The following is a 21,091-nucleotide window of genomic DNA, read 5'->3' as shown; positions in this document are numbered from 1 at the left end:
TTCAGGAGCATTTCCGGTTGCAGAACGCAGCCTGTTAAGCTCCTTTTTTTATATGCTTGCCTAATTAGAAGTAAATATTACGAAACATCTGCTCCTCTGCTAACGTAATGAAAACTAAAGTTTCTATGTTTTACCGTACGTATTTGGCGGTTTTGGTAATATTATGGAGCCTTCCGGATTGTTCTTTGGTAAAATGAATCAAAAGGTGCGATAGCTAAATATACTCATACGAGGGAGGTGTAACTACTGAATCCAAATAGGCCTTTGAAGCTCCTCGGCGTTATAGCAGGCGTTGTCATTCTTAACATTGCTGTCCTGTCCCCGGGACTGCTCGCAGTTGAAATCGGCGGGGATAGCGCTTTACAAACAGCCGCAGGCGTCACTCTGCTGTTCATCAGTCTGCTTATTGTCCTTTATGCCAGTTATACTTTACTGCTTAAGCCTCCTTCCGCCCGGACTGCCCGTCCCTTAGCTACTCCTGACGATTATGCAGCCCGGCTGGAGCAATACCAAAAGGTGAAATTACTAAAAAGCGACTCTGCCCTTGCCCTTGACCAGCTGGAGCGGATGGAGAAGAAGAAAGCCGTCCTGTCCCGTGTGCTTGGCCAAAGATTCGATCCGGAAGAGCTAAGCTACAGGAAATTTAGCAATGTCATTACCGAAGTGGAGAAGCTTCTGTTCCTTAATATCAGGGGACTTCTTAATAAGCTGAGTTTATTCGATTCGGAAGAATTTTCCCTTTTCACCGGCTCCCGCAAGCCATCCCAGTTCTCCGAGAAGCTTATTCAAAAGAAAACTGCGCACTACAATGACTTTTTTGCTTCGGTAAAGGGCTACCTTGGCGCTAATGAAGAGATTCTGCTGAAGCTTGATCAGCTGCTGCTCGAAATCTCTGAGCTCGACAGCACTAACGTCCAGAGCATTGAAGATATCCCCTGCATGCAGGAGCTGAATGCTCTGATCGCGCAGACCAAGCTCTATCAATAAAGGAGGAAGATGCATATGGCCAGGAAAGGCAGAACGTTTATGATACTGGCGGTTATTGCCGCTGCTGTGTTTGCTTTAGTGTATTTTGGCATTACCCTGACCACTAATCTGGGTAAATCCACCGGAGAAATTACGGCGGAGGACGCAAATAAGAAGCTGGGCAAGCTTTACAAGGATATTAGAGTCAACCAGGCCGAGCCTTTAAAGGGACAGATTGATCTTGACCCTGCAGATGTCGGAGAGGCGTTGCCGGATATCTCCAAATTTGCGGTTTCTGTTGAGAATACAACCAGCAATTATGTTGAAATCTTCTCCTCCACTGAAAAATCCGGCACAGGCAATGACGGCTGGCTTAATGAAGTAGCATCTGCTTTTAATGAAGCTAATATTCTGGTGGAAGGAACCCCTGCATCGGTAAAAATCCGCAATATCGCCTCCGGTACCGCTGCCGACTACATAAGATCCGGCAAGTACATCCCGGATGCCTACACCCCGTCCAATGAACTGTGGGGCGAAATGGTAAAAGCAGGCGGAGTCCAGACTGAGCTTATCTCGGACCGGATTACCGGGAATGTTGCAGGCGTAGTGACAGCCCGGAAGAAATATGATGAGCTTATAGAAAAGTACGGTTCCTTGAATATCAAAACGATTACGGACGCTATCTCTGCAAATGAACTGGCGATGGGCTATACAGACCCTTTTGCCAGCTCGACCGGCCTTAACTTTCTGATTACTGCACTCGGGACGTTCGACAGCTCGGATCTGCTGGGCGATCAGGCTGTACAGGGTTTTGAGAAATTTCAGGCCAACGTGCCGTTCACCGCTTCAACTACTCTGCAAATGCGGGATGCGGCCAAGACCGGCATGCTGGATGCCTTTGTGCTGGAATATCAGACCTTTGTTAATGCTGCCGACCTCAAAAGCGGCTATGTGTTCACACCGTTCGGCGTAAGGCATGACAGTCCGCTTTATGCACTCGGGGATCTGCCGGAGCAGAAGCGGGAGATTCTTGAGAAGTTCGCAGCATTCGCTGCACAGGACAGCTATCAGAAGCTGGCATCCGATAGGGGCTTTAACGGCTTGAATGAATATATTTCCGAGCTGGCTCCGGTTGACGGCCCCCTGCTCACCTCTGCCCAGAAGCTATGGAAGGAAAAGAAAAACGGCAGCACACCGCTTGCAGCGGTATTTGTGGCCGACGTCTCGGGCAGTATGGCCGGAGAGCCGCTTAACCGGCTTAAGGAGTCGCTTTTGAAGGGCCAGAAGAATCTCGGGAAGGACAACAGCATCGGCTTTGTCTCCTACTCCAGTGACGTTACGATCAACCTGCCGATCGGCAAATACGATACGAATCAGCAGTCTATGTTTGTCGGGGCGGTTAACAGCCTGCAGGCTGCCGGAGGGACGGCTACGTTTGACGGGATGGTGGTTGCGATGAAAATGCTGCAGGATGAGCTGGCTGCCAATCCCGGAGCGAAGCCTGTAATTTTCCTGCTCAGCGACGGGGAGACCAATGAGGGCCATTCTCTTGATGATATCCGCAGCTTGATCGAAACTTATAAAATTCCGGTCTATACTATCGGCTACAACGCCAACATCAAAGCGCTGGAGAGTATTTCCGGCATCAACGAGGCAGCGAGCATTAATGCAGATACAGACGATGTGGTCTACAAAATCAGCAATCTGCTGAACGTACAGATGTAAGGAACTCAACTTAAATAAGGAGGTCTGTCATGTCATTTACAATGGAAATCCCGAGTACCGAGAAGCTGCGATCTGTCATTGCCGAGGAGGTAAAGCCGGAGCCTGAAGAGGTTACTAAGCTAAAGGAGCTGGCCAGGAGCAATGTCTCCAGTATTCTGGAGCTTGACCTGGAATCACTTGAGAAACGCAAGGCAGTTCTGCAATCCATTGACAGCTTCGGTATGGGCACGATGCGCTCCTCTTCAGACAAAAACGCCCTGCTGCAGGTCTCTGTGGGCAATCTATCCAAAACCGGGGATGAAGGCGGCCAGGTCGCCAAGGGCTTGACGGAGCTGCATATGCAGCTGAAGGACCTTGACCCCAGTGCCGTTGATTTTGCCAAAAGCGGGCTTCTCGGCAAATTTTTTAATCCGCTGCGCCAGTATTTCGCCAAATACCAGAAGGCTGATGCCGTTATCTCCGATATCATCGTATCATTGGACAAAGGCAAGACGGTTCTTCGGAACGATAATACAACACTTGAAATTGAGCAGCAGACCCTGCGTGAGCTGACGAAACGGCTGCAAAAGGAAATCCAGCTCGGGCTGCTCATGGACCAGGAGATCGAGACACAGATTGAAGCAGCCAAGGTGCGCGGGGAAGATGAAGACAAGGTCCGGTTTATTACCGAGGAGGTGCTCTTCCCGCTCCGTCAGCGGGTAATGGATCTGCAGCAGATGCTGGTCGTGAACCAGCAGGGTATCATGGCGATTGAGGTTGTTATCCGCAATAACAAAGAGCTGATCCGGGGCGTGGACAGAGCCAGAAACGTGACTGTCTCTGCGCTTAAAATCTCAGTCACGGTCGCGAGTGCTTTATACAACCAGAAGATTGTCCTGAAAAAAATTGAGCTGCTGAACCAGACGACCGATAACCTGATCAGCGGTACATCAAGAATGCTTAAGGAGCAGGGTGCTGCCATACACAAGCAGTCGCTGGAAACCAGTATTTCTGCTGATACGCTGAAGCAGGCATTCTCCGATGTGTTATCGGCGCTGGACTCGATCAGCAGCTACAAGCAGGAAGCCCTGCCCAAAATGCGCGACACCATCACCCAGTTCCGTGAGCTTGCCGATCAGGGTGAGCAGCAGATCAAGAAGCTGGAAAAAGGCTCTTCTCTCGGCCTATAAAATAAAGGGGGTCCTGCGTTCATAACGCAAGGACTCTTTTTTTCTGCCTTTAGCACAGATTTTGCGGATTCCTTCCGCCCTCCCTGAGGTAATAAGTGCTAAGGGAGGTTATACATATGCACCTATCTCTGAGTACCCGTAAACACATGCTGCACGCTTTCCTGATCCTTATGCTGCTTCCGGTTGCCGTGTTCTCCCATAATCCCCCACGGGCATCGGCTGCCGGGTTCATGGCTTCATGGCCCTACAAAGCTGACCGCCTGGAGTCCAGTCAGATGGTTGTTGTAACGACAGCCTCCGCCCGTTCACAGAAAGGCGTATTGTCCCTGAGGGAGAAGCGTGACGGGAAATGGATTACCATCCTGTCCGGCATACCGGTAACCCTCGGTTCAGGCGGCATCGGCAAAACCAAAGAAGGCGACAAGCGAACCCCCTCGGGCGTATATCCGCTTGGCGAAGCATTCGGTTCTGCGGCAAGCCCGGACGGCCTGAATATTCCTTATACCACAACCGGCAGCAGTGACTATTGGATTGATGATTCCGCCTCAGCCGAATATAACCAGCGGGTAACCTATACAGGTGACCCCAACAAGCGCTGGAGCTCTTATGAACGTCTCCTTCATCCGCTGTATAAGTATGCAATTGTCCTTAAATATAACGAAGATCCCATCATTCCCGGCAAAGGCAGTGCCATATTTCTGCATGTGTGGAAGGGCGCAGGCCAGCCGACTGCCGGCTGCATCGCCATGTCGGAGAGCAATCTGCTGAAGCTGATGAAGCTGCTTGACGCTTCCTTGTCGCCTGCTATCGCGATCGGAACTGCAGATTAGCCATCATACATTCCTGAATACAAGTAGAAACGGCTATGCCGTCCTTCAGAGAAGGCGGTAACCGTTCCTGCGAGAAATATAAGGATTATTGATAGCGTAAAACATATAAATTTTTATATTTTCAAAAAGGGGGTGACCCGGCAGCTTTTTCAAAGCTTTTGAGTCACCCCCTTTATGCTGTTCAATTATTAATGCGTTATAATGGCGGCTCCTCTAAAGTCTCCACAATGTCGCACAACTGGTAATTCCGGCGCCTACCGACCATAAGAAGAACAGGTCTCCCGGCTCAAGAGTCCCGTTCTTCACCGCATGATGGAGAGTGATGAACGGGCTGCTGGTTCCGGTGTAGCCGTATCTATCCCCGATGTATGGAAATTTGGCGGTATCCTCCTCCAGGATTCCGGCAATTTCTCTGATCACAGTAAGGTTCAGCTGGCTCAGAATATAATGCTTAACCTCGCTTTTGGCAAAACCCTGCTCTTCCAGCAGCCTCTCAATTCCGGTAACCGCAGTCGGAAACGCCACGTTGACGTTATACTCCGGATGCAGATAAATCTTCTTCTCCTCAAGCGTCTGGCGGTCATTGAACATCCGGGTTAATCCGCCTGACGGGAATAGCATGTCTTCCGCCTTATGCGTGTTGGTATAGTACAAGGAATCAATCAGGCCGGAACCTCCATCCTCCACCCGTTCCAGCAGAACTGCGCAGGCTGCATCTCCGCATAAGCCTTTTGAAGCTAAATCACCTTCTTTATAAAAGCGGGCAATCTGCTCCGATCCGACAACCAGCGCATATTTCACCCGCGGATTGGTCATCATCGCACGTGCCGCCTGATCGGCAGCAACCACCATCCCCACACAATTCGCATTGCTGTCATAGACGATACATGAGTGCTTGCCGCCAATCGCCTGGTGCAAGAGCGCAGCGTCTGTCGGAGCACTATACTCATGTGTCCCGGAGGAGACAACGATCATGTCGAGGTCTTCGGGTCTAAGCCCGCTGCTCTGCAGCAATGCTTTGGAGGCTTCAATCGCCATGTAAAGCGTATTTTCTTCATAGGTTGTTGCATAGTAACGATCCTTACGGCCAAAATACTCCCAAATACCGATAAGCTTGTCTGCAGCTTCGCCAGCCTGTTCAGCCAATTCTTCATTGCTAACTTTGAATGGCGGATGGTACACTTCAGTTCCTGCAATTCTTACGTTAACCATAACGGCCCACCTTTGTTAGTGTATTTGTCTTTTTCTCAGCGTTTCAGGTCACACCGTCCGCACTCTGCGCATATTGGCTACCCTTTTACAATAGCCCACGCTTCATCAACCGTATCTACGAACTGTCCTTCAAATCCGGCTTTCGGAGCTACACGCTGTAATTGTCCCTTTGCCACAATCTTGCCCGGGTTAACCAGTACGGCATGCTTAAAGCTGTTATAAAGCACATAGCAGCGTTCCAGCACCGGCAGAATTTCCGGCTTAAAGGGCGCCATATCCGAGCAGTCAATAATCAGCGACATCTCTTTAAGCGGCAAATGCGGCATTTGGGCTTCGAAAGTATCAACCTCTTTGATCGTCTCATCCAGGTCGGCAAACCCGTGGAGGCTGATAAAGATGGTATTGGATTCAGGGTGCATTGTAGTTTCTGCGATCATGTTAGTACAACTCCAGTTCTGTTTAATAGATTTGCTGACGAGCAATCAGAAGTTTCAGAATACAATCATCGGTTTTCATTTCACACGGCAAATTCTCCAGGCAAAATGGCTTATTTTATGTATTAGAGCATGTCTGCAACTCTCCTTTGGCCTATTTAGACAGCAAAAAAACCAAACTATATGAGCGTCCCCGCTATCATACCGCTGTAAAAGCGGGTTAGACCGGTGGCTTTGCGTCTTCCGCCTTTCGGCGGAGTTGCCTTTGTTCATCAGCTGGCGCCTCAGAATTACAAACATATTTGGTATTTAGTGTCTAGCACTATTTATAATTCGACATAAAGCGGCACATTCCTTCTTTTGCCGGCGGCGGCATAACAAAAGTGCCCGCTAAGGGGCACTTTTGTAAATAGCATCTCTACTTTTATTAATAACGTTTACTGTCAGCCAGCCAATTATTGGCCGATCATCCCGCCGTCAACGGTATAGAGCGATGCGGTTACGAATGAAGCCTCATCGGATAGCAGGAAGTTCATTACGGCCGCCACCTCCTGCGGTTCTCCGTAACGTCCCATCGGTGTAGCCGCCTCATTGGCAGCCTTGAAGTCATCGGCGCTGCCTGAATTCTTCTCGATCTTACGCATCATTTGGGTGTTGATGGTTCCCGGCAGCACAGCGTTGACGCGGATACCGAACGGTGCCAGCTCGTTAGCGGTTACCCGGGTCAGACCAATCACAGCATGCTTGGACATAATGTATGGAGACATCCCCGGAGCACCCATCAGGCCTGCCAGCGAGGAGGTATTGAGGATAGCGCCGGATTTTTGCTTTTTCATAACAGGAATGACATATTGCAGCCCAAGGAATACCCCGCGGACGTTGACGTTATATACCAGGTCCAGCGACTTCACACTCAGCTCTTCCACCAGCCCGGACGGGCCTTCAATACCCGCATTGTTGGCAAAATAATCGATCGTCCCGAATTTCGCCACAGCCTGATTCACATAATTCTGCACATCTTCTTCCTTTGATACATCGGCTGGGACAGCCAGTGAGTTCGTATCGTCCAAGCCCAGCTCCTGAATGACTGTGTGAATCGCTTCCTCATTCAAATCGACCAGTACCAGATTCAGCTTACGCTCGGCCAGGCGGCGGGCAAGCTCTTTTCCGATACCGCCTGCGGCACCTGTGATGACAGCTGTTTTAACCTGTGATTGACTCATTATTATTCGCTTCCTTTGTTTTATAGTAGGGGAGTAAGTGGATTTTGTAACAAAATCGCCTTATCTCTTGAAACAAGCTTACACCCAATATACTTGTCGTGACAATAATCATAATATAAGATAATGTTGACTTGGCGACATTTTAATATCAAATGTAGCGCTCTGCTGAGCATTTTGAACATTTCAGCTATAATTGTTGTTTCTACATTCAAAAATCCGTTTTTTTGCTGTATAACCTCTGATGGTTATAATAAAACGATATCAACACGGTGGAGGCAGATGGCATTGGAACACGAAGAGGATTTAAGCAGAGGGGTCAGACGTACCCGGCAGGCACTGAAGACAGCGTTTGTTGATCTGATTTTGGAAAAGGGATATGAGACAGTAACCATTATGGATATTGCCGGGCGGGCGGACTACAACCGCGGCACCTTTTATAAGCATTTTGTAAGTAAGGAGGATCTGCTGCTGGACATCCATGATGATTTTCTGCGGAATATTTCTGAGCTGCTGCTGCAGCCTTATGAAGGAATGGAACAGATTTCGGCTGCCGGGATTTACCCCTCCCTGCTGCAGCTTTTTCAGCATATAGAGCAGCACAAAAGAGACTTCCTGGCATTAAGCTCCGCCCAGCGCGGTAAAACCTCGGTTGAGCTCTACGATACATTGCGCAGGTCCATGCGTGAGGATATGCATATTGAGATGGAGGGAAGCAGCTCCCCGCTCGATTATGAAATTCTGCTGAGCTACCAGCTGTCAGCCACTGTAGGTGTCATTGATTATTGGGCGGAGAGCAATTTCAAGTATTCTGCGGAATACATGGCCGGGCAATTGATGGTGCTCGTGAACAGCAGAATGGATCATATTGTGTTCACAAGAAACTGAGCCTTCCGGCCGCTCATAAACGCTCTAGCTCCATAGCGTAACAGGCCCGGCAATCAGGCAGCTCTATAAAAAAGCGGCGCATTCCGCTTGTACCGTAATCCGGATACAAGCCGACTGCGCCGCTTATTCTATATGTTACATATAAATATCAATGACTGTTCTCTCAGGATCTGCAAGGCGCTGAATCTCTTCACGCGCAATCTGGAGGCCGCCAAGCCGGTAAGGATTAGCGAGCCGCATAGCCTGTACCTCCTGGCCGTTCACAGCTGCCGAGCGCAATCCGCCCTCTTTGCAGTGATATATAAAGGTCACAGGTGAGCCTCCGTATTCAAATTCAAAGCGTGTACCATCCAGCTCAGCAGGCAGTACCGGGTCCAGAATCAGGTCTCCGCCCTCTTCGCGGATGCCCAGTACATTAGAGATGAGCTGGTTCATGTAGATTCCCGGACCGCTGGAATAGATTCTCCAGCCGCCTTTGACCGGAACGGAGCCGTCACGCAGCTCCTGGAAACACTCCTGTGCTTCATACCGGTTGTCAAATTTGCCGTCGGAGCTGCTGAAGTAGGCATTGCTCTGGCGCAGCTCGGCATTCGGCACAGCATCGCGGATTCCGACCGGATTAATGGTCGCGAGGCCCTTCCAGACCTGGTCGGTCTTGCCGGTCTTCGCCATCGCCTCAACAAAACGGATATGGGCGTGCACATACTGCAGTCCGATTTCCCGTCCGAAATTAGCCGCCTGCTCGGCACGTTTGAAATGCGTGCTGACACCGCCGGCATACTGTGCCGGGTGGTTCATCAGCCGCACGCCGTCCGGGCACAGGAACTGGTCCTGAATCAGCGTGTAGTGCGCCTCCATCTGCTCAGGGGTAAGCAGCTCGCCGATCATGCTGCGGGTCATCGGCAGCAGGCGGTACTGAATACCGGTCTCCTTGTCCTCCGGATGCAGCATCAGCTTAGCCTGCTCAGGATCTTCGAAGTACAGGAAGCCCGGGATCACCTCAGTGCCCAGCATATATCGGTTGAAGTCGGCTTTGATGCCTTCAGCCATTTGCATCAGCTCATCCGACCAGCCCGCATCTGTATCCCTTAGAACATTGGAGAGGCCCCGAACCGTCTGGTAAGTCAAGGCCACTGTCCAGCTGCTGACCATATACTGTTTCAGCTGGGCATTTGCCGGCTGCAGCGTATCATCCCAGTCTCCGTCCCCGTATGAAGACAGGCAGGTGTCATGCAGGAAGTGGGATTTGATATATTCCAGCTCCTTAAGTGCATGTTCCCTCAAGGTGAAGGCAGTCTCTGTGAAGTCAAAGCTGTGCTTGCGAGTATACGGAATCCGCTCGTCCAGCACTGCATAATCACGGGTTGCGCGCAGATAATCGCCCAGTACTTTGAGCGGCCAGACAATAATGTCGCCATGGCTCTCTTCCTGCTGGACCGAGGTATACCTGTCGAACATGAACCATTGCGGCCAATTGCCGTCATCCTCATACTGATGGGCAAAGACGGTCAGCAGGATCTCACGTACCTGCCCGTATTTGTGGGTGGCCAGGAAGTATTCAACAGGTCCCTGGCATACATCCCTCGTCCCCCAGGCTGCGCCGCCATACTGCTCCAGTCCGTGAGGAACAGAATAGTGGACCAGCATATTATGGGTGTACCACCAGGCCAGTGCATTTACCTTAAACAGCTCTGCCTGCTCTCCGCTTTCCTTCTTCAATTGGAAGCCGTTCATGACACCTGCCAGGAATTCACGGTAATTCTTCGTCTCCGCTTCAAATCCGGCCGCCGCCGCTGGACGGGACTCTCCGTCAAGCATTCCTTGGAACGTAAGCGTCCATTCACTGCTTGAATCAAGCTCAAGCACGGTCAGGGAGGCGCTGCCGGGCTCTGCTCCTGCTGCCAGCAGGGATTCATCCCCGGTTCTGAAGGCCGCCCCCTCTATAGTGATTTTGTAGGCCAGCTCAGGATATACAGCTGTACTAAATCCCTTGTCACCGGCCCGGAAGACCAGCCCGCCGTCAGCGGCCGGTTCCATCTGATAAGGAAGCTCATATTCAGCCACATTCATGGTAATCTGGTTGCTGACGAGGAAGCGGTATGCTTTACCGCTTGCCGAAGCGACATGCAGACGGATTTCGGGAGCTTTTACCGCTGTGTAGTTCGTAATTATAAAGGTGTCTCCGGCCGATTTATAATGCCACCGGGCATAGTTGAAGCCGATTTCGAACAATGACGGCATCGTCAGCAGACGGAACTGCCCATCCAGCTCTACATAGATCCGCTGTCCTGATGTTTTATTAACATTTAGCGCATTGCGGGCATTGGACAGCATTTTATTAAAATTGGTATTGCCCACCACCACCTGGGAATTAAAAATTCCATACATATATGAAGTAGTAGTCATTACCTCTGCATCCAGCCGGGCATTGTCTCCGCTCATCAGAATATGTCCGTGCGGACGTTCCACAAGCAGCTCCTTGCTCTTCAGGACAATATGCTCATAGGTGCCGGTAAAGAAAGCTAACAGCTCCCCATCCTGCCTTTCCTCCTGGAACCGCTGCGGGAACAGGGTGTCCAGCTCGGCAATGGACAACGCCAGCGTCTGTAGCGGAGTTCCTATCCGGGCAGCTGCTGGTTCCGGGATCTGCTTATTGCCTTCCGGCTTCACCGGCGCCAGCTTTTGCACACTGCTCCAGGCAGTCTGCAGCTCACCGGCATATTCCAGCCCGGTCACTGCCGCAGGATGATCCTCGCGGAACAAGCCGTAGAACGTAAATGCAGCTTCACCGTCCAGCTCAGTCTTTGGCGACTGCAATGCTGTATAGGCAAATTCATATTGATACACCTTATTAGCGAGACTCTCCTGATACAGTGCTTCCGGCCTGTCGGTTTCCTTATAGGACAAGCCGAAGAACTGGAAGCCGTCAGTGGAGTAACCGGCGGCTCCGCCGATCAGGCCCTGCTGCAGATAAGGGAACTTCCCGCCCTGCGGCTGGTTCTGCCTTGAACAGACGACATATCCGCCCGCCTGATCTGTGAAAACGGCATGATCGATATATTGGGACAAATAAGCTTCATTGCTGGTCACTGCCCCCGGCGCGGCAATACCGACATCCTGGGCATAAATAACGTCCAGCATGGCCGCCTTGCCCTCAACCCGGATATCCCAGAACCATATATCCGCTTCTGTCAGGGTAAAGGTCACCTGATAGGCAAGCTTCTCTGCGCTGCCATGGGCTCCGGTGTCCGCAGGAACTTCTCCCTGCCATATCAGCCGCTCCCCATCCCGGCTGAAGGTGCTGCCTGACTTTACGCCAAGCAATGGATAAGCCTGGATGCCGTCCGGCTGATACAGGCGGATATACAGATTGCCCGCAGCCCCGTCGATACTGTTGGCCAGCAGCTGGTTAATCATCATCTGGCCGCCTGATGCCTGGTACAGGTCTCCGCTCTCCAGAAAAGTAAAGGTAAGGCCTCCTTTTTGCAGGTTCAGCTTAGTACCGGTTACAGTTGTCATTTCTCTTCACTTCCTTATCTGATACGGCTTTACACCGCTATTATGTCTGTTAGGTTACTTCAGTAAAGTGAATCCGGCAGACAGCACATCACGGCTGTTCGCGCCTACATATACATCAAACCTGCCGCTGTCGCTGGCGACACTGAGATCGCTGTGATGATAACGCAGCTGTCCCTCTCCGATAATAAAGACTACTTCCGTACTTTCGCCGGGAGCCAGCCCGACCTGCCGGAATGCCTTCAGCTCCTTGACCGGACGGACAACCTCACCGGAGATGTCGCGCACATACAGCTGAACCGTTTCGGTTCCTGATACATTGCCGGTATTGGTCAGGGTCACCTTCACCTCAAGCGTCTGATCCGCTGCCAGCGTATCAGCGGAGAGCGTCAGCCCTTCATAACTAAAGGTAGTGTAGCTAAGTCCATATCCGAACGGCAGCAGCGGTTCGTTAGGGGCATCAATATATTTGGAGATATACCGGTTGCCGTCTTCTACCTCCGGCTTGGGCCGCCCCGTATTGAAATGGTTATAATAGACTGGAATCTGGCCTGCTGAAGCAGGGAACGACATTGTCAGCCGGCCGGAGGGATTCACCCTGCCGTACAGCAGGTCTGCCAGGGCGGATCCGCCTTCACTTCCCGGGAACCATGCTTCCAGCACTGCGTCAGCCTGGTCGTATACACCGTACAGATCAAGCGGACGGCCGTTGAACAGAACAGCGACCACAGGCTTACCGAGCTCCTTCATCAGCGAGATCAATTCCAGCTGCGCCTCCGGCAGCCTGATATTGGTGCGGCTGCCGCCTTCGCCGCTCATGTCGGATGCTTCGCCGACGGCCAGCACAATCACATCGGCCGCCTCAGCCGCACTCAGCGCGGCCGCCTTCTGCTCTGCAGTAATGGTCTCTATGCCTGAGCCTTCAGCTACTATTATACGATCAGGATTGCCAATTACTGAGCGCATGGCATCACTGAGCTTCACCGCATGTTCTGTTGAGCCGGTCCAGGACCACCAGCCCAGAATATCGCCGCTGTCCGCAAAAGGTCCGATTAAGGCTACCAGCTGCTCCGGCCGGAGCGGTAATACGCCGCTATTCTTCAGCAGCACACTTGATTTCTCAGCCAGCTGCCGCGCCGCCTGACGGTGTTCGGCGGAGAATACGATCTCCTTCTCCAGCACAGGATCAGCCCCGCGCATCGGGTTGTCGAACAAGCCGAGCTTCTCTTTGAGCTGCAGGATGCGCAGCACCGCTTCATCAATCAGGGCTTCATCAACAAGCCCTTCATCCACCAGCTTAGGCAGCTGATGCAGATAACTGGTTGTCATCATGTCGATATCCACTCCGGCCCGGATTGCCTTAAATGCCGCTTCTTTATCATCTTCAGCCGCGCCGTGCGCGACCATCTCCTTGATGGATGCCCAGTCGGAAATAATAACCCCGTCAAAGCCCCATTCTGTACGCAGCAGGTCACGAAGCAGCTTGCTGTTGCCGGTTGCCGGAATGCCGTCCACGATGTTGAACGAGGTCATGACCATCTCTGCTCCGGCATCAATTGCCGCTTTATACGCAGGGAGATAATATTCACGCAGCTGCCGTTCGGACAGGTCTACCGTGTTATAGTCCCTTCCGCCTTCAGCAGCGCCGTAAGCGGCAAAGTGCTTAACACATGCGGCCACACGGGAGTAATCTGCAAGGTCTTCTCCCTGAAAGCCCTTAACGAAGGCTTCCGCGAACACACCATTCAGGTACGGATCTTCGCCGGTCGATTCCATCACCCGGCCCCAGCGCGGATCACGGGTCAGATCGACCATCGGCGCAAAGGTTACGTGCAGGCCGGAGACTGCGGCTTCCCTTGCTGCAATCTCAGCGCTCTGCTCAGCAAGCTCCGGATTCCAGGAGCTGCCGATCGCGAGCGGAATCGGGAAAATAGTCTTAAAGCCATGGACAATATCTGCCATGAACAGCAGCGGAATACCCAGCCTGTTATGCTCCAGATGTGTCTTCTGCACCGCCATCATTCTATCCGCACCCGCTATGCCCAGCACAGAACCGGCATTACGGACAGCCTCACTGCTGATACCAAGCTCATCCATCGGACCCGTAATCTCCGATTCGTCACCCGGCTCATCATAGAACGGAGCTGCCAGCTGCAGCAGCTGGGCTATTTTTTCGTCAAGGGTCATTTGCTTCACGTATTTGTTGTATAAATGCTCAGACATTGCTGTAATCCCTCCATAAAAACGACCTAATTCGAATCGTTTCTTTCTCCTAAATCCTTTATTTATAGATCTAAACTAACTTTCAATTTAACAAAATCATAAACGTTTCTATTTATTTCGATACAGCTGGGCATCCTGCTCTACAACTCAGGAACTGCACGCTGATTATTCGAGGGGACACCAGTCCAGCATTCTTGTTAAATGCGATTCCCAATATTTGCATTCATGTCTGCCCGGCAGACGGTAGAACTTGAAGCGGAAGCGTAACTCCCGCTTCTGTAGACATTCCGGTTATTCCTGTATTTGTACCGATCTCCGTTCCATCAGCTCGATCTTAAGCTTATAGAAATCATTCACCGCATCCCCGTTCAGCATCTGGAACAGTAAATGGCCTGCCAGAGAGCCTGATTCATACATCGGCTGGCGGATCGTCGTCAGCGGAGGCTGGATATATTCTGCCAGCTGGATATCATCGAATCCGATGACCGAAATATCCCCGGGTACCGTTACCTTCGCCTCCTCAAAGGCCTTCATTCCCCCGACAGCCATCTCATCGTTTGCATAAAAGACTGCCGTCGGCAGCTCCCCCTGCATTAACATCATTTTGGTCGCTTTATAGCCGCCTTCCCGGATAAAATTGCCGCTGAGCTTCCATTTGGCTTTTTCCGTCAGTCCGGCTTCATTCATTGCCCGCAGATACCCCTGGTACCGCAGCGCATTATCATAGGAATCTGCCGGCCCGCTGATGTAGGCAATCGAGCTATGGCCGTTGTCTATCAGGTGCCGGGTAGCACTGTAGCCCCCCTGCTCGCCGTCAACAACAACATTAATCAGCCCTTCGCCGGCAATCAGCCGGTCCATAACGATAATCGGAAACCGCGGTCCGGCAGCGGCATGCAGAATCTCATCTGTAATGTTGTGGGCCAGCACAATGGCGCCGTCCACCCGCTTTTCCATCATATAACGGACAGCTGTCGAGCCTTTCCCGCCCATGGAGCTGCAGGCAATCAGATCATAGGAATTCGATAAGGCCACGTCCTGAATACTGCGGATCAGCTCCGAATAATAAGGTCCGGATAAATCCCGTAGAATAAGGGCAATCGTATTGGTCCGGCTCCGTTTCAAATCCATGGCAAAGCCGTTTTTCTGATAATTGAGCTGCCGTGCTGCTTCCAGCACCTTTTCTCTTGTTTTGGCGCTGACCCTGCTGTCACCGCTCATGGCATAGGAGGCTGTAGAGAGTGCAACCCCTGCCAGCTTAGCCACGTCCTTGATTGTTGCCATCTTTGTTCAATCCTTCCTGAGCGCTGCAATTGGTTAATTATACTATTTCATGCCGGATATCGTATATCCTTCTATGATATGTTTCTGGAAGAAGACAAAAATGATGATAATCGGAATGACCATGAAGGCAGCGCCCGCCATCTGCAGCCCAAACTCGGTTCCGTACTGCCCCTTGAGCAGCGATAATCCCACAGAAAGCGTATAAAGGCGTTCATCATTGGCAATAATCAGCGGCCAAAGGAAGCTGTTCCACGCCCCGATAAAGGTCAGAATCCCCTGAACAGCAAACACAGGCTTAACAATCGGCACAATCAGCTGGAAAAAGATTCGCAGCTCACCCGCCCCGTCCAGTCTTGCCGCTTCCAGCAGATCCATCGGAATGGTCGTCATGAACTGGCGGAACAGGAAGATTGCGAAGGCTCCGACCAGACCCGGCAGGACGATACCCGCCATCGTGTTGACCAGCCCCATCTCATTGATAATCAGATAAGTCGGAATCATGGTAACCTGTCCGGGTATCATCATCGTTGCCAGTATTATATAGAAAAATTTATTTCTGCCCGGAAATTCGAATTTGGCGAACGCATATCCGGCCATCGCGTTAAGGAACAGCCCGGCAAAGGAGCATAGAACAATAATCAGCGTATTTTTCAAATAGATGAGAAAGTCCATTTTCACAAACAGATCCCGGTAGTTGTTAAATGTAGGGTTGCTCGGAAACAGCGACGGCGGAATCACCGTGAACTCATTCTCCGGTTTAAAGGATGAACCGATCATCCAGATAAACGGCACCATCATCAGAAGTCCCCCGACGACGAGCAGCGTAATCATAATCGTTTTTTCCAGTCTCTTCATTCTGAGAGCCATGCCCGTATCCTCCTTCATAAGCATGCGGTTTCAGCCGGTGCTTAATATTCCACTTCTTTCTTTTTGACCGCGAATTGAATCAGTGTCGCTATGATAATGATGATGAACAGCACGAATGAGCCGGAGGCCGCATATCCGAATTTGCTGAGCTGGAACCCGTTATTGTATATAAAGAGCGCCATCGACATCGTCGCATTCAGCGGTCCGCCCTTGGTCATTACCAGCGGTTCCTCGAAGAATTGAATCCAGCCGATCAAGGTCGTAATGGTCACAAAGAAAGTAGCGAATCCAAGCAGAGGCACTGTGATATAGCGCAGCTTTTTCCAGCCTGTGGCCCCGTCTATTTCAGCAGCTTCATAATAAGAACGGGGAATACCCTGCAATGCCGCCAGGAAAATAATCATATTCAAACCGAGCGATTTCCAGAAGGCCAGCAGGATCAGAGAGAACTTCGCCAGGACCGGGTCCTGAAGCCACTGCTGCGCCGGTAAACCGAACCAGGAAAGGACATAGTTGAATAACCCGTAAGATCCGTTATATAAATAACCCCATACGACCGCTACCGCCACAATGTTGGTAATGGAAGGCATATAGTAGATGACCCGGAAGCTTTTGAACAGCCAGCCGGTACCGTAGTTTAGCAGAAGGGCCACTCCCATTGAGGCAAGCACGACCATCGGAACACCGACCACTACATAAATGAGGGTATTATACATCGCTTTGAGGAAAATAGGATCTTTAAAAATATCGATATAGTTACTGATGCCGACCCCGCTGATGTTCGAATAATCCGCAAGGCCGACCAGGTCCATATCTGTAAAGCTGATTACCAGTGCAATTATGATCGGAATGATCGAAAACAGCGTCAGCAGAATGACTGCCGGAGCGATAAACAGATATGGAACCTTATGCTTGTTCAGCTGCTTTACCAATGAGCTCACTTGCCACACACCCTTTCCTTTCTTCCCCCTCTTCCGTGCGGAAGAGAAACAAGCTGACTGCCGGAACCTCAGCCTCTAGAGAGATCCCGGCAGCCCGCCTGAAGGTGAAGTCTTATTTATTTATTGCCAAGCAGCTGATTCGCTTTATCGTTCAGCTTGTCCAGCTCAGTCTGCGTATCAGCACCGCCGATCGTGATCTGTTCGAAGGCTGCCATAGCGGCCTTGGCAATTTCTTCATATTCTCTGACAGTCGGCGCAGGACGGGAATTCTCCAGCTGCTTACCGAAAGCGGCAATCATCGGATCGCTCAGCGCCTCATTAGACCAGACTGCCTTCACTGCAGGCATGGAATTCGAAGTTTCATAGTATTTCAGCTGTGCTTCCTGCTCCGCCATAAAAGCGATGAACTTGGCCGCTTCGTCAGGGTTTTTGCTGTAATTAAAAATCGACAGATCCGCACCGCCGATTGAGGAGGTGTTCGTTACTTTGGCCGGCAGGGTAGTTACCGCCCACTTGCCGTCGATCTCCGGCGCTTTATCTTTTACAGTCTGGATCATCCAAGGTCCGCTGATGAACATAGCCATTGTACCTTCTTTAAATGCTGCTACAGTATCAAGATCGGTGCCTTTTGGCGACAGCCCTTCATCATAGAAGCTTTTCAGGAAATCAACGGTTTCTACATAGGCGGGCTGATTGAACTGCGGCTGGCGGTTCGCGTCAATGATGTCACTGCCGTTCTGCCAGGCAAAGATAACAGGATAGATCGAGTCTTTACCTTCAATCGGCAGGGCGTAATGACCGGCGCCGCCCTTCTCAACCAGCTTACGGCTGGCATCCTTCAGCTCATCCCATGTCTTCGGACCCTCAGGATAACCTACCTCGCCTAGCAAATCCGTCCGGTAGAACATCGCGCGGGTCTCAACATAGAATGGAATTCCTACCGTTGTATCTTCATATTTAGTGGTTTCAACAGCACCGTCAAAAAAGTTCTCCGGCGCCATGCTCGGATACTGCTCAATATACGGGGACAAGTCCTTTAGAGCTCCGGCAGCGGCAAATTCAGGAATCCAGGTTGTACCCATCTGCACAACGTCCGGGCCGCTTTTGGAGGCAACAGCAGTCAGCAGCTTGTCATGTGCGGTATCCCAGGGAATAGCTTGTACATCTACTTTAATTCCGGGATTCGCGGCTTCATACATTTCAGCAATCGGCTTTACCGTTTCTGCAGTTCCCATGAACCAGACCTTCAGCGTCTTGTTATCTCCGGAAGCTGCATTGTTTGAATTACCGCAGCCTGCCGCAACCATGGAGAAGCTCAGTATAAGTGCTGCTGCTGTTAACCCTTTTTTCTTTGTCATTGTTCTTTCACCCCTGTTGTAGTGTGTGCCAAACTTGTTTTTGCTATGAAATAAAGCCCTTACATCGAAACGTTTCGATTTATTTCGAAAAAAAATTGAGTTGCAACACATAGATCCACGCCCAAAATGGTGCTTCAAGGTACTATCAACCTCTTATTAACCTCTTTTATTACACTTGAAACGAAATTCATAACGCTTTCACTACAGAACAAGAATACGATCTTACCAAGTGTTTATAAAATAGAAATTAATAATTCGAATCGTTTCGATAGATTTATTATAAAACGTTGTGTTAGCGATTTCAAGTGTTTTGGACAAAATATTCTGGCGGAGCCGAACTTCAGTGCTAAATGTCTGATCCCCATCACAAAAAGAGTCCCGGCAAGCTGCCTGGACCCTTACTGCTCAATCTTTGCTTATTCTACGCCTGCTTTGCCTTCCTTCACCTTCTGCACCTCATACATATTGACCGTCGTACTCAGGATATAAGCAGGCTTCTCCTGCCCTCTGCTGTTCCGGTGGCCCTGGAGGTGGGCATCACTTTTCTCCCAGTTCTTCCAGGCATCCTCGGATTCCCAGCGGATCAGCAGCAGAACCTCTTCGTTATCCTTTCCCTTTTTGTTCAGGGCGACACTGATATCAATCAGCCCCGGCATTTCCTCAAGTGCGCCTGGTGCGCTGAATTTTTCAATGATCTGGGCGCTGTATCCTTTTTCAACTACGATGGATCTTGTCTGAATTAGCATCAATGATTCCTCCTGTGTATAGGGTGTGCTGGCAGGCTCTGCACAGCGCGTCCCTGCTATTTTAGTTGGATACGCAACTATCTTTCATTCTAATTGATAATCGTTATCATTTCCAGTCTGCTTTTGTCCAGTAGCGTTTATTCTAAAACAAACTTTACCTTGCCCCGGAATTGATAAGATGTTTATTCTGGAACCAATTAACGACACTCTATCCTTTTATGAAAGCAGGCTTAATATGAATCTGACAGTGAAGCTCGCCGAACCTCATGAAGCGCATATTATCAAAAATCTGTATCCCCTGTATCTGCATGATCTATCAGGACATTACGGGCTGAACGACGGCCTGGTCCTTAATGAGCATGGTATCTATGAGGACGATCCGGAGATTCAGACGCTGGTGCAGCAATATGATGTCCAGAATATCTGGTGGGAGAAGCCGGGCTGCCTGTACCCTTTTCTATTTAGAGCAGGCTCCATCCCTGCCGGCTTTACCTTGATAGCAACGCCGCCGCATTGTGCACCGGGGGTTGATTATTTTGTAAATGAATTTTTTGTGCTTCAGCCTTTCCGCGGAACGGGCATTGCCGGACAGGCTGCCATCCAAGTGTTCGAACAATTCAAAGGAGTATGGGAGCTGCATACCAACCAGGCCACCAAAAATATCACCGGGCAGAAATTCTGGCACAAGACGGTAGCGGGCTATACGGGCCAAAATTACCGTGAAGCGCTTGAAGATACGTTTAACGGAAGTAAGCTGGTCTTCCGGTTTAACAACAACATTTAGAATTAGGGGGCAGTGTGATGGAGATTACCGGTGAACGAATCATATTAAGAGATTTATCTGAGTCTGACCGGGAATTTTGGGCTGAGCTGGAGGGCCATGAGCTGACGTCCAAATACGAAAACAGCCGCCCGGATGCTGCGCAGATTGCGGAGGATTTCGGTAAGGCATTAGCGTATGCCGCCGCTATTCCCCGTGAATCCTTCAAGCTGGCTGTCTGCCTTATTGAAGATCAGACTCCGATTGGAGTCATCAGCATCAAGCTGAATTGGGAGGATATTAGAGAGTGGGAAATCGGCTGGGCGCTTCATCCGCAGTATTGGGGACAGGGATATGCAACTGAGGCCGTCAAGCTGCTTATAGGGTATGCTTTTGCCCGGCTGAACGCGCACCGGATCGTCGCCTATGCAAATGCCGCTAACCAGCGCTCGGAGCGTCTTATGCAGCGGGCCGGTATGACCAGGGATGGAGTCCTGCGTGAAACCAGATACTGCAACCAGGAGTGGTGTGATGAGCTGATCTACTCTGTTCTCGAGAAGGAGTGGACTAAGGAGCCGGGGAATCAGCAGGACTAGTCCTGTTGATTACGCCGCGCCGTCCATTTTCCAGCAATCAACGGCACTTTTACCGTTGATTTCCCCATCCAGCCCGCTTTCCATCAAATCAACGGCACTTTTACCGTTGATTTCACCTTCCAGCCCGCTTTCCATCAAATCAACGGCACTTTTACCGTTGATTTCACCTTCCAGCCCGCTTTCCATCAAATCAACGGCACTTTTACCGTTGATTTCACCTTCCAGCCCGCTTTCCATCAAATCAACGGCACTTCACCCGTTGAAAACAGGCTAACGTAGCTTTTCGTGCTAATTACCACTCACCGCTCCATGAATAAGACCCCCCGCTTACAGCTAAGCGGGGGTCTAGGCTTTTG

Annotated in this window: 18 protein-coding genes and 1 riboswitch; of the genes, 7 read left to right on the top strand and 11 right to left on the bottom strand. The window is 50.7% G+C overall.

The annotated features are described in order from the left end of the window. The first annotated feature begins 264 nt into the window (after positions 1–264). The 4 genes from R70331_RS13305 to R70331_RS13290 all read left to right on the top strand — a co-directional run bounded on the left by R70331_RS13305 (position 265) and on the right by R70331_RS13290 (position 4,690). Positions 265–987 (top strand): hypothetical protein, encoded by a 723-nt coding sequence (locus tag R70331_RS13305; protein ID WP_231576465.1) that lies wholly within the window; start codon positions 265–267, stop codon positions 985–987. 15 nt (positions 988–1,002) lie between these two features. After that, positions 1,003–2,691 carry a VWA domain-containing protein gene (locus R70331_RS13300; protein ID WP_042176182.1) on the top strand — a complete coding sequence of 563 codons (1,689 nt, stop codon included), beginning with the start codon at positions 1,003–1,005 and terminating at the stop codon, positions 2,689–2,691. 29 nt (positions 2,692–2,720) lie between these two features. Beyond that, on the top strand, positions 2,721–3,860 hold the full coding sequence (locus R70331_RS13295; RefSeq protein ID WP_042176180.1) for a toxic anion resistance protein: 1,140 nt from the start codon (positions 2,721–2,723) through the stop codon (positions 3,858–3,860). 116 nt (positions 3,861–3,976) lie between these two features. Then, a complete protein-coding gene (locus R70331_RS13290) occupies positions 3,977–4,690 on the top strand; it encodes a L,D-transpeptidase family protein (protein ID WP_231576464.1) in 714 nt (237 codons plus the stop codon). Between the two features lie 213 nt (positions 4,691–4,903). On the opposite strand, the gene R70331_RS13285 is transcribed toward R70331_RS13290, so the two are convergent. The 3 genes from R70331_RS13285 to R70331_RS13275 all read right to left on the bottom strand — a co-directional run bounded on the left by R70331_RS13285 (position 4,904) and on the right by R70331_RS13275 (position 7,559). After that, the gene (locus tag R70331_RS13285; RefSeq protein ID WP_042176177.1) at positions 4,904–5,902 is read right to left on the bottom strand and encodes a ketoacyl-ACP synthase III; all 999 of its coding nucleotides are present in this window, start codon (positions 5,900–5,902) and stop codon (positions 4,904–4,906) included. 77 nt (positions 5,903–5,979) lie between these two features. Then, positions 5,980–6,339 (bottom strand): hypothetical protein, encoded by a 360-nt coding sequence (locus R70331_RS13280; protein ID WP_052380488.1) that lies wholly within the window; start codon positions 6,337–6,339, stop codon positions 5,980–5,982. Positions 6,340–6,519: 180 nt separating this feature from the next. Beyond that, positions 6,520–6,610, bottom strand: a riboswitch (cyclic di-GMP riboswitch). Between the two features lie 181 nt (positions 6,611–6,791). After that, positions 6,792–7,559, bottom strand: a complete 768-nt coding sequence (locus R70331_RS13275) for an SDR family NAD(P)-dependent oxidoreductase (RefSeq protein WP_042176176.1) — start codon at positions 7,557–7,559, stop codon at positions 6,792–6,794. A gap of 285 nt (positions 7,560–7,844) precedes the next feature. Between R70331_RS13275 and R70331_RS13270 the strand changes: the two genes are divergently transcribed. Then, positions 7,845–8,444: a TetR/AcrR family transcriptional regulator gene (locus tag R70331_RS13270; protein WP_042176174.1), complete on the top strand. Its 600-nt coding sequence runs from the start codon at positions 7,845–7,847 to the stop codon at positions 8,442–8,444. 135 nt (positions 8,445–8,579) lie between these two features. On the opposite strand, the gene R70331_RS13265 is transcribed toward R70331_RS13270, so the two are convergent. From R70331_RS13265 to R70331_RS13235, 7 genes are all read right to left on the bottom strand, one after another. Continuing rightward, on the bottom strand, positions 8,580–11,963 hold the full coding sequence (locus R70331_RS13265; protein WP_042176173.1) for a GH36-type glycosyl hydrolase domain-containing protein: 3,384 nt from the start codon (positions 11,961–11,963) through the stop codon (positions 8,580–8,582). Positions 11,964–12,017: 54 nt separating this feature from the next. Continuing rightward, positions 12,018–14,183: a glycoside hydrolase family 3 N-terminal domain-containing protein gene (locus tag R70331_RS13260; protein ID WP_042176172.1), complete on the bottom strand. Its 2,166-nt coding sequence runs from the start codon at positions 14,181–14,183 to the stop codon at positions 12,018–12,020. Positions 14,184–14,474: 291 nt separating this feature from the next. After that, on the bottom strand, positions 14,475–15,467 hold the full coding sequence (locus R70331_RS13255; protein WP_042176169.1) for a LacI family DNA-binding transcriptional regulator: 993 nt from the start codon (positions 15,465–15,467) through the stop codon (positions 14,475–14,477). A gap of 42 nt (positions 15,468–15,509) precedes the next feature. Beyond that, positions 15,510–16,334: a carbohydrate ABC transporter permease gene (locus R70331_RS13250; protein WP_042176167.1), complete on the bottom strand. Its 825-nt coding sequence runs from the start codon at positions 16,332–16,334 to the stop codon at positions 15,510–15,512. Positions 16,335–16,375: 41 nt separating this feature from the next. Further along, complete coding sequence (locus tag R70331_RS13245) at positions 16,376–17,275, bottom strand: carbohydrate ABC transporter permease (RefSeq protein ID WP_042176165.1); 900 nt, start codon at positions 17,273–17,275, stop codon at positions 16,376–16,378. A 116-nt stretch (positions 17,276–17,391) separates the two neighbouring features. Continuing rightward, positions 17,392–18,633: a sugar ABC transporter substrate-binding protein gene (locus R70331_RS13240; protein WP_042176163.1), complete on the bottom strand. Its 1,242-nt coding sequence runs from the start codon at positions 18,631–18,633 to the stop codon at positions 17,392–17,394. 416 nt (positions 18,634–19,049) lie between these two features. Then, on the bottom strand, positions 19,050–19,379 hold the full coding sequence (locus R70331_RS13235) for an antibiotic biosynthesis monooxygenase (RefSeq protein ID WP_042176161.1): 330 nt from the start codon (positions 19,377–19,379) through the stop codon (positions 19,050–19,052). Between the two features lie 235 nt (positions 19,380–19,614). Between R70331_RS13235 and R70331_RS13230 the strand changes: the two genes are divergently transcribed. Both R70331_RS13230 and R70331_RS30495 read left to right on the top strand, forming a co-directional pair. Continuing rightward, positions 19,615–20,163, top strand: a complete 549-nt coding sequence (locus tag R70331_RS13230; protein WP_042176159.1) for a hypothetical protein — start codon at positions 19,615–19,617, stop codon at positions 20,161–20,163. Between the two features lie 17 nt (positions 20,164–20,180). Beyond that, entirely contained in the window at positions 20,181–20,735 is a 555-nt protein-coding gene (locus R70331_RS30495) for a GNAT family N-acetyltransferase (RefSeq protein ID WP_052419045.1), read from the top strand. Positions 20,736–20,744: 9 nt separating this feature from the next. Here the strand turns inward: R70331_RS30495 and R70331_RS13220 are convergent, their stop codons facing one another. Continuing rightward, positions 20,745–20,972, bottom strand: a complete 228-nt coding sequence (locus R70331_RS13220; RefSeq protein ID WP_042176157.1) for a hypothetical protein — start codon at positions 20,970–20,972, stop codon at positions 20,745–20,747. Positions 20,973–21,091: the final 119 nt, after the last annotated feature.

The sequence above is a fragment of the Paenibacillus sp. FSL R7-0331 genome (assembly GCF_000758645.1).
In the GTDB taxonomy this organism is placed as follows: domain Bacteria; phylum Bacillota; class Bacilli; order Paenibacillales; family Paenibacillaceae; genus Paenibacillus_AQ; species Paenibacillus_AQ camerounensis.
This window is presented reverse-complemented; position numbering and strand designations above follow the sequence as displayed.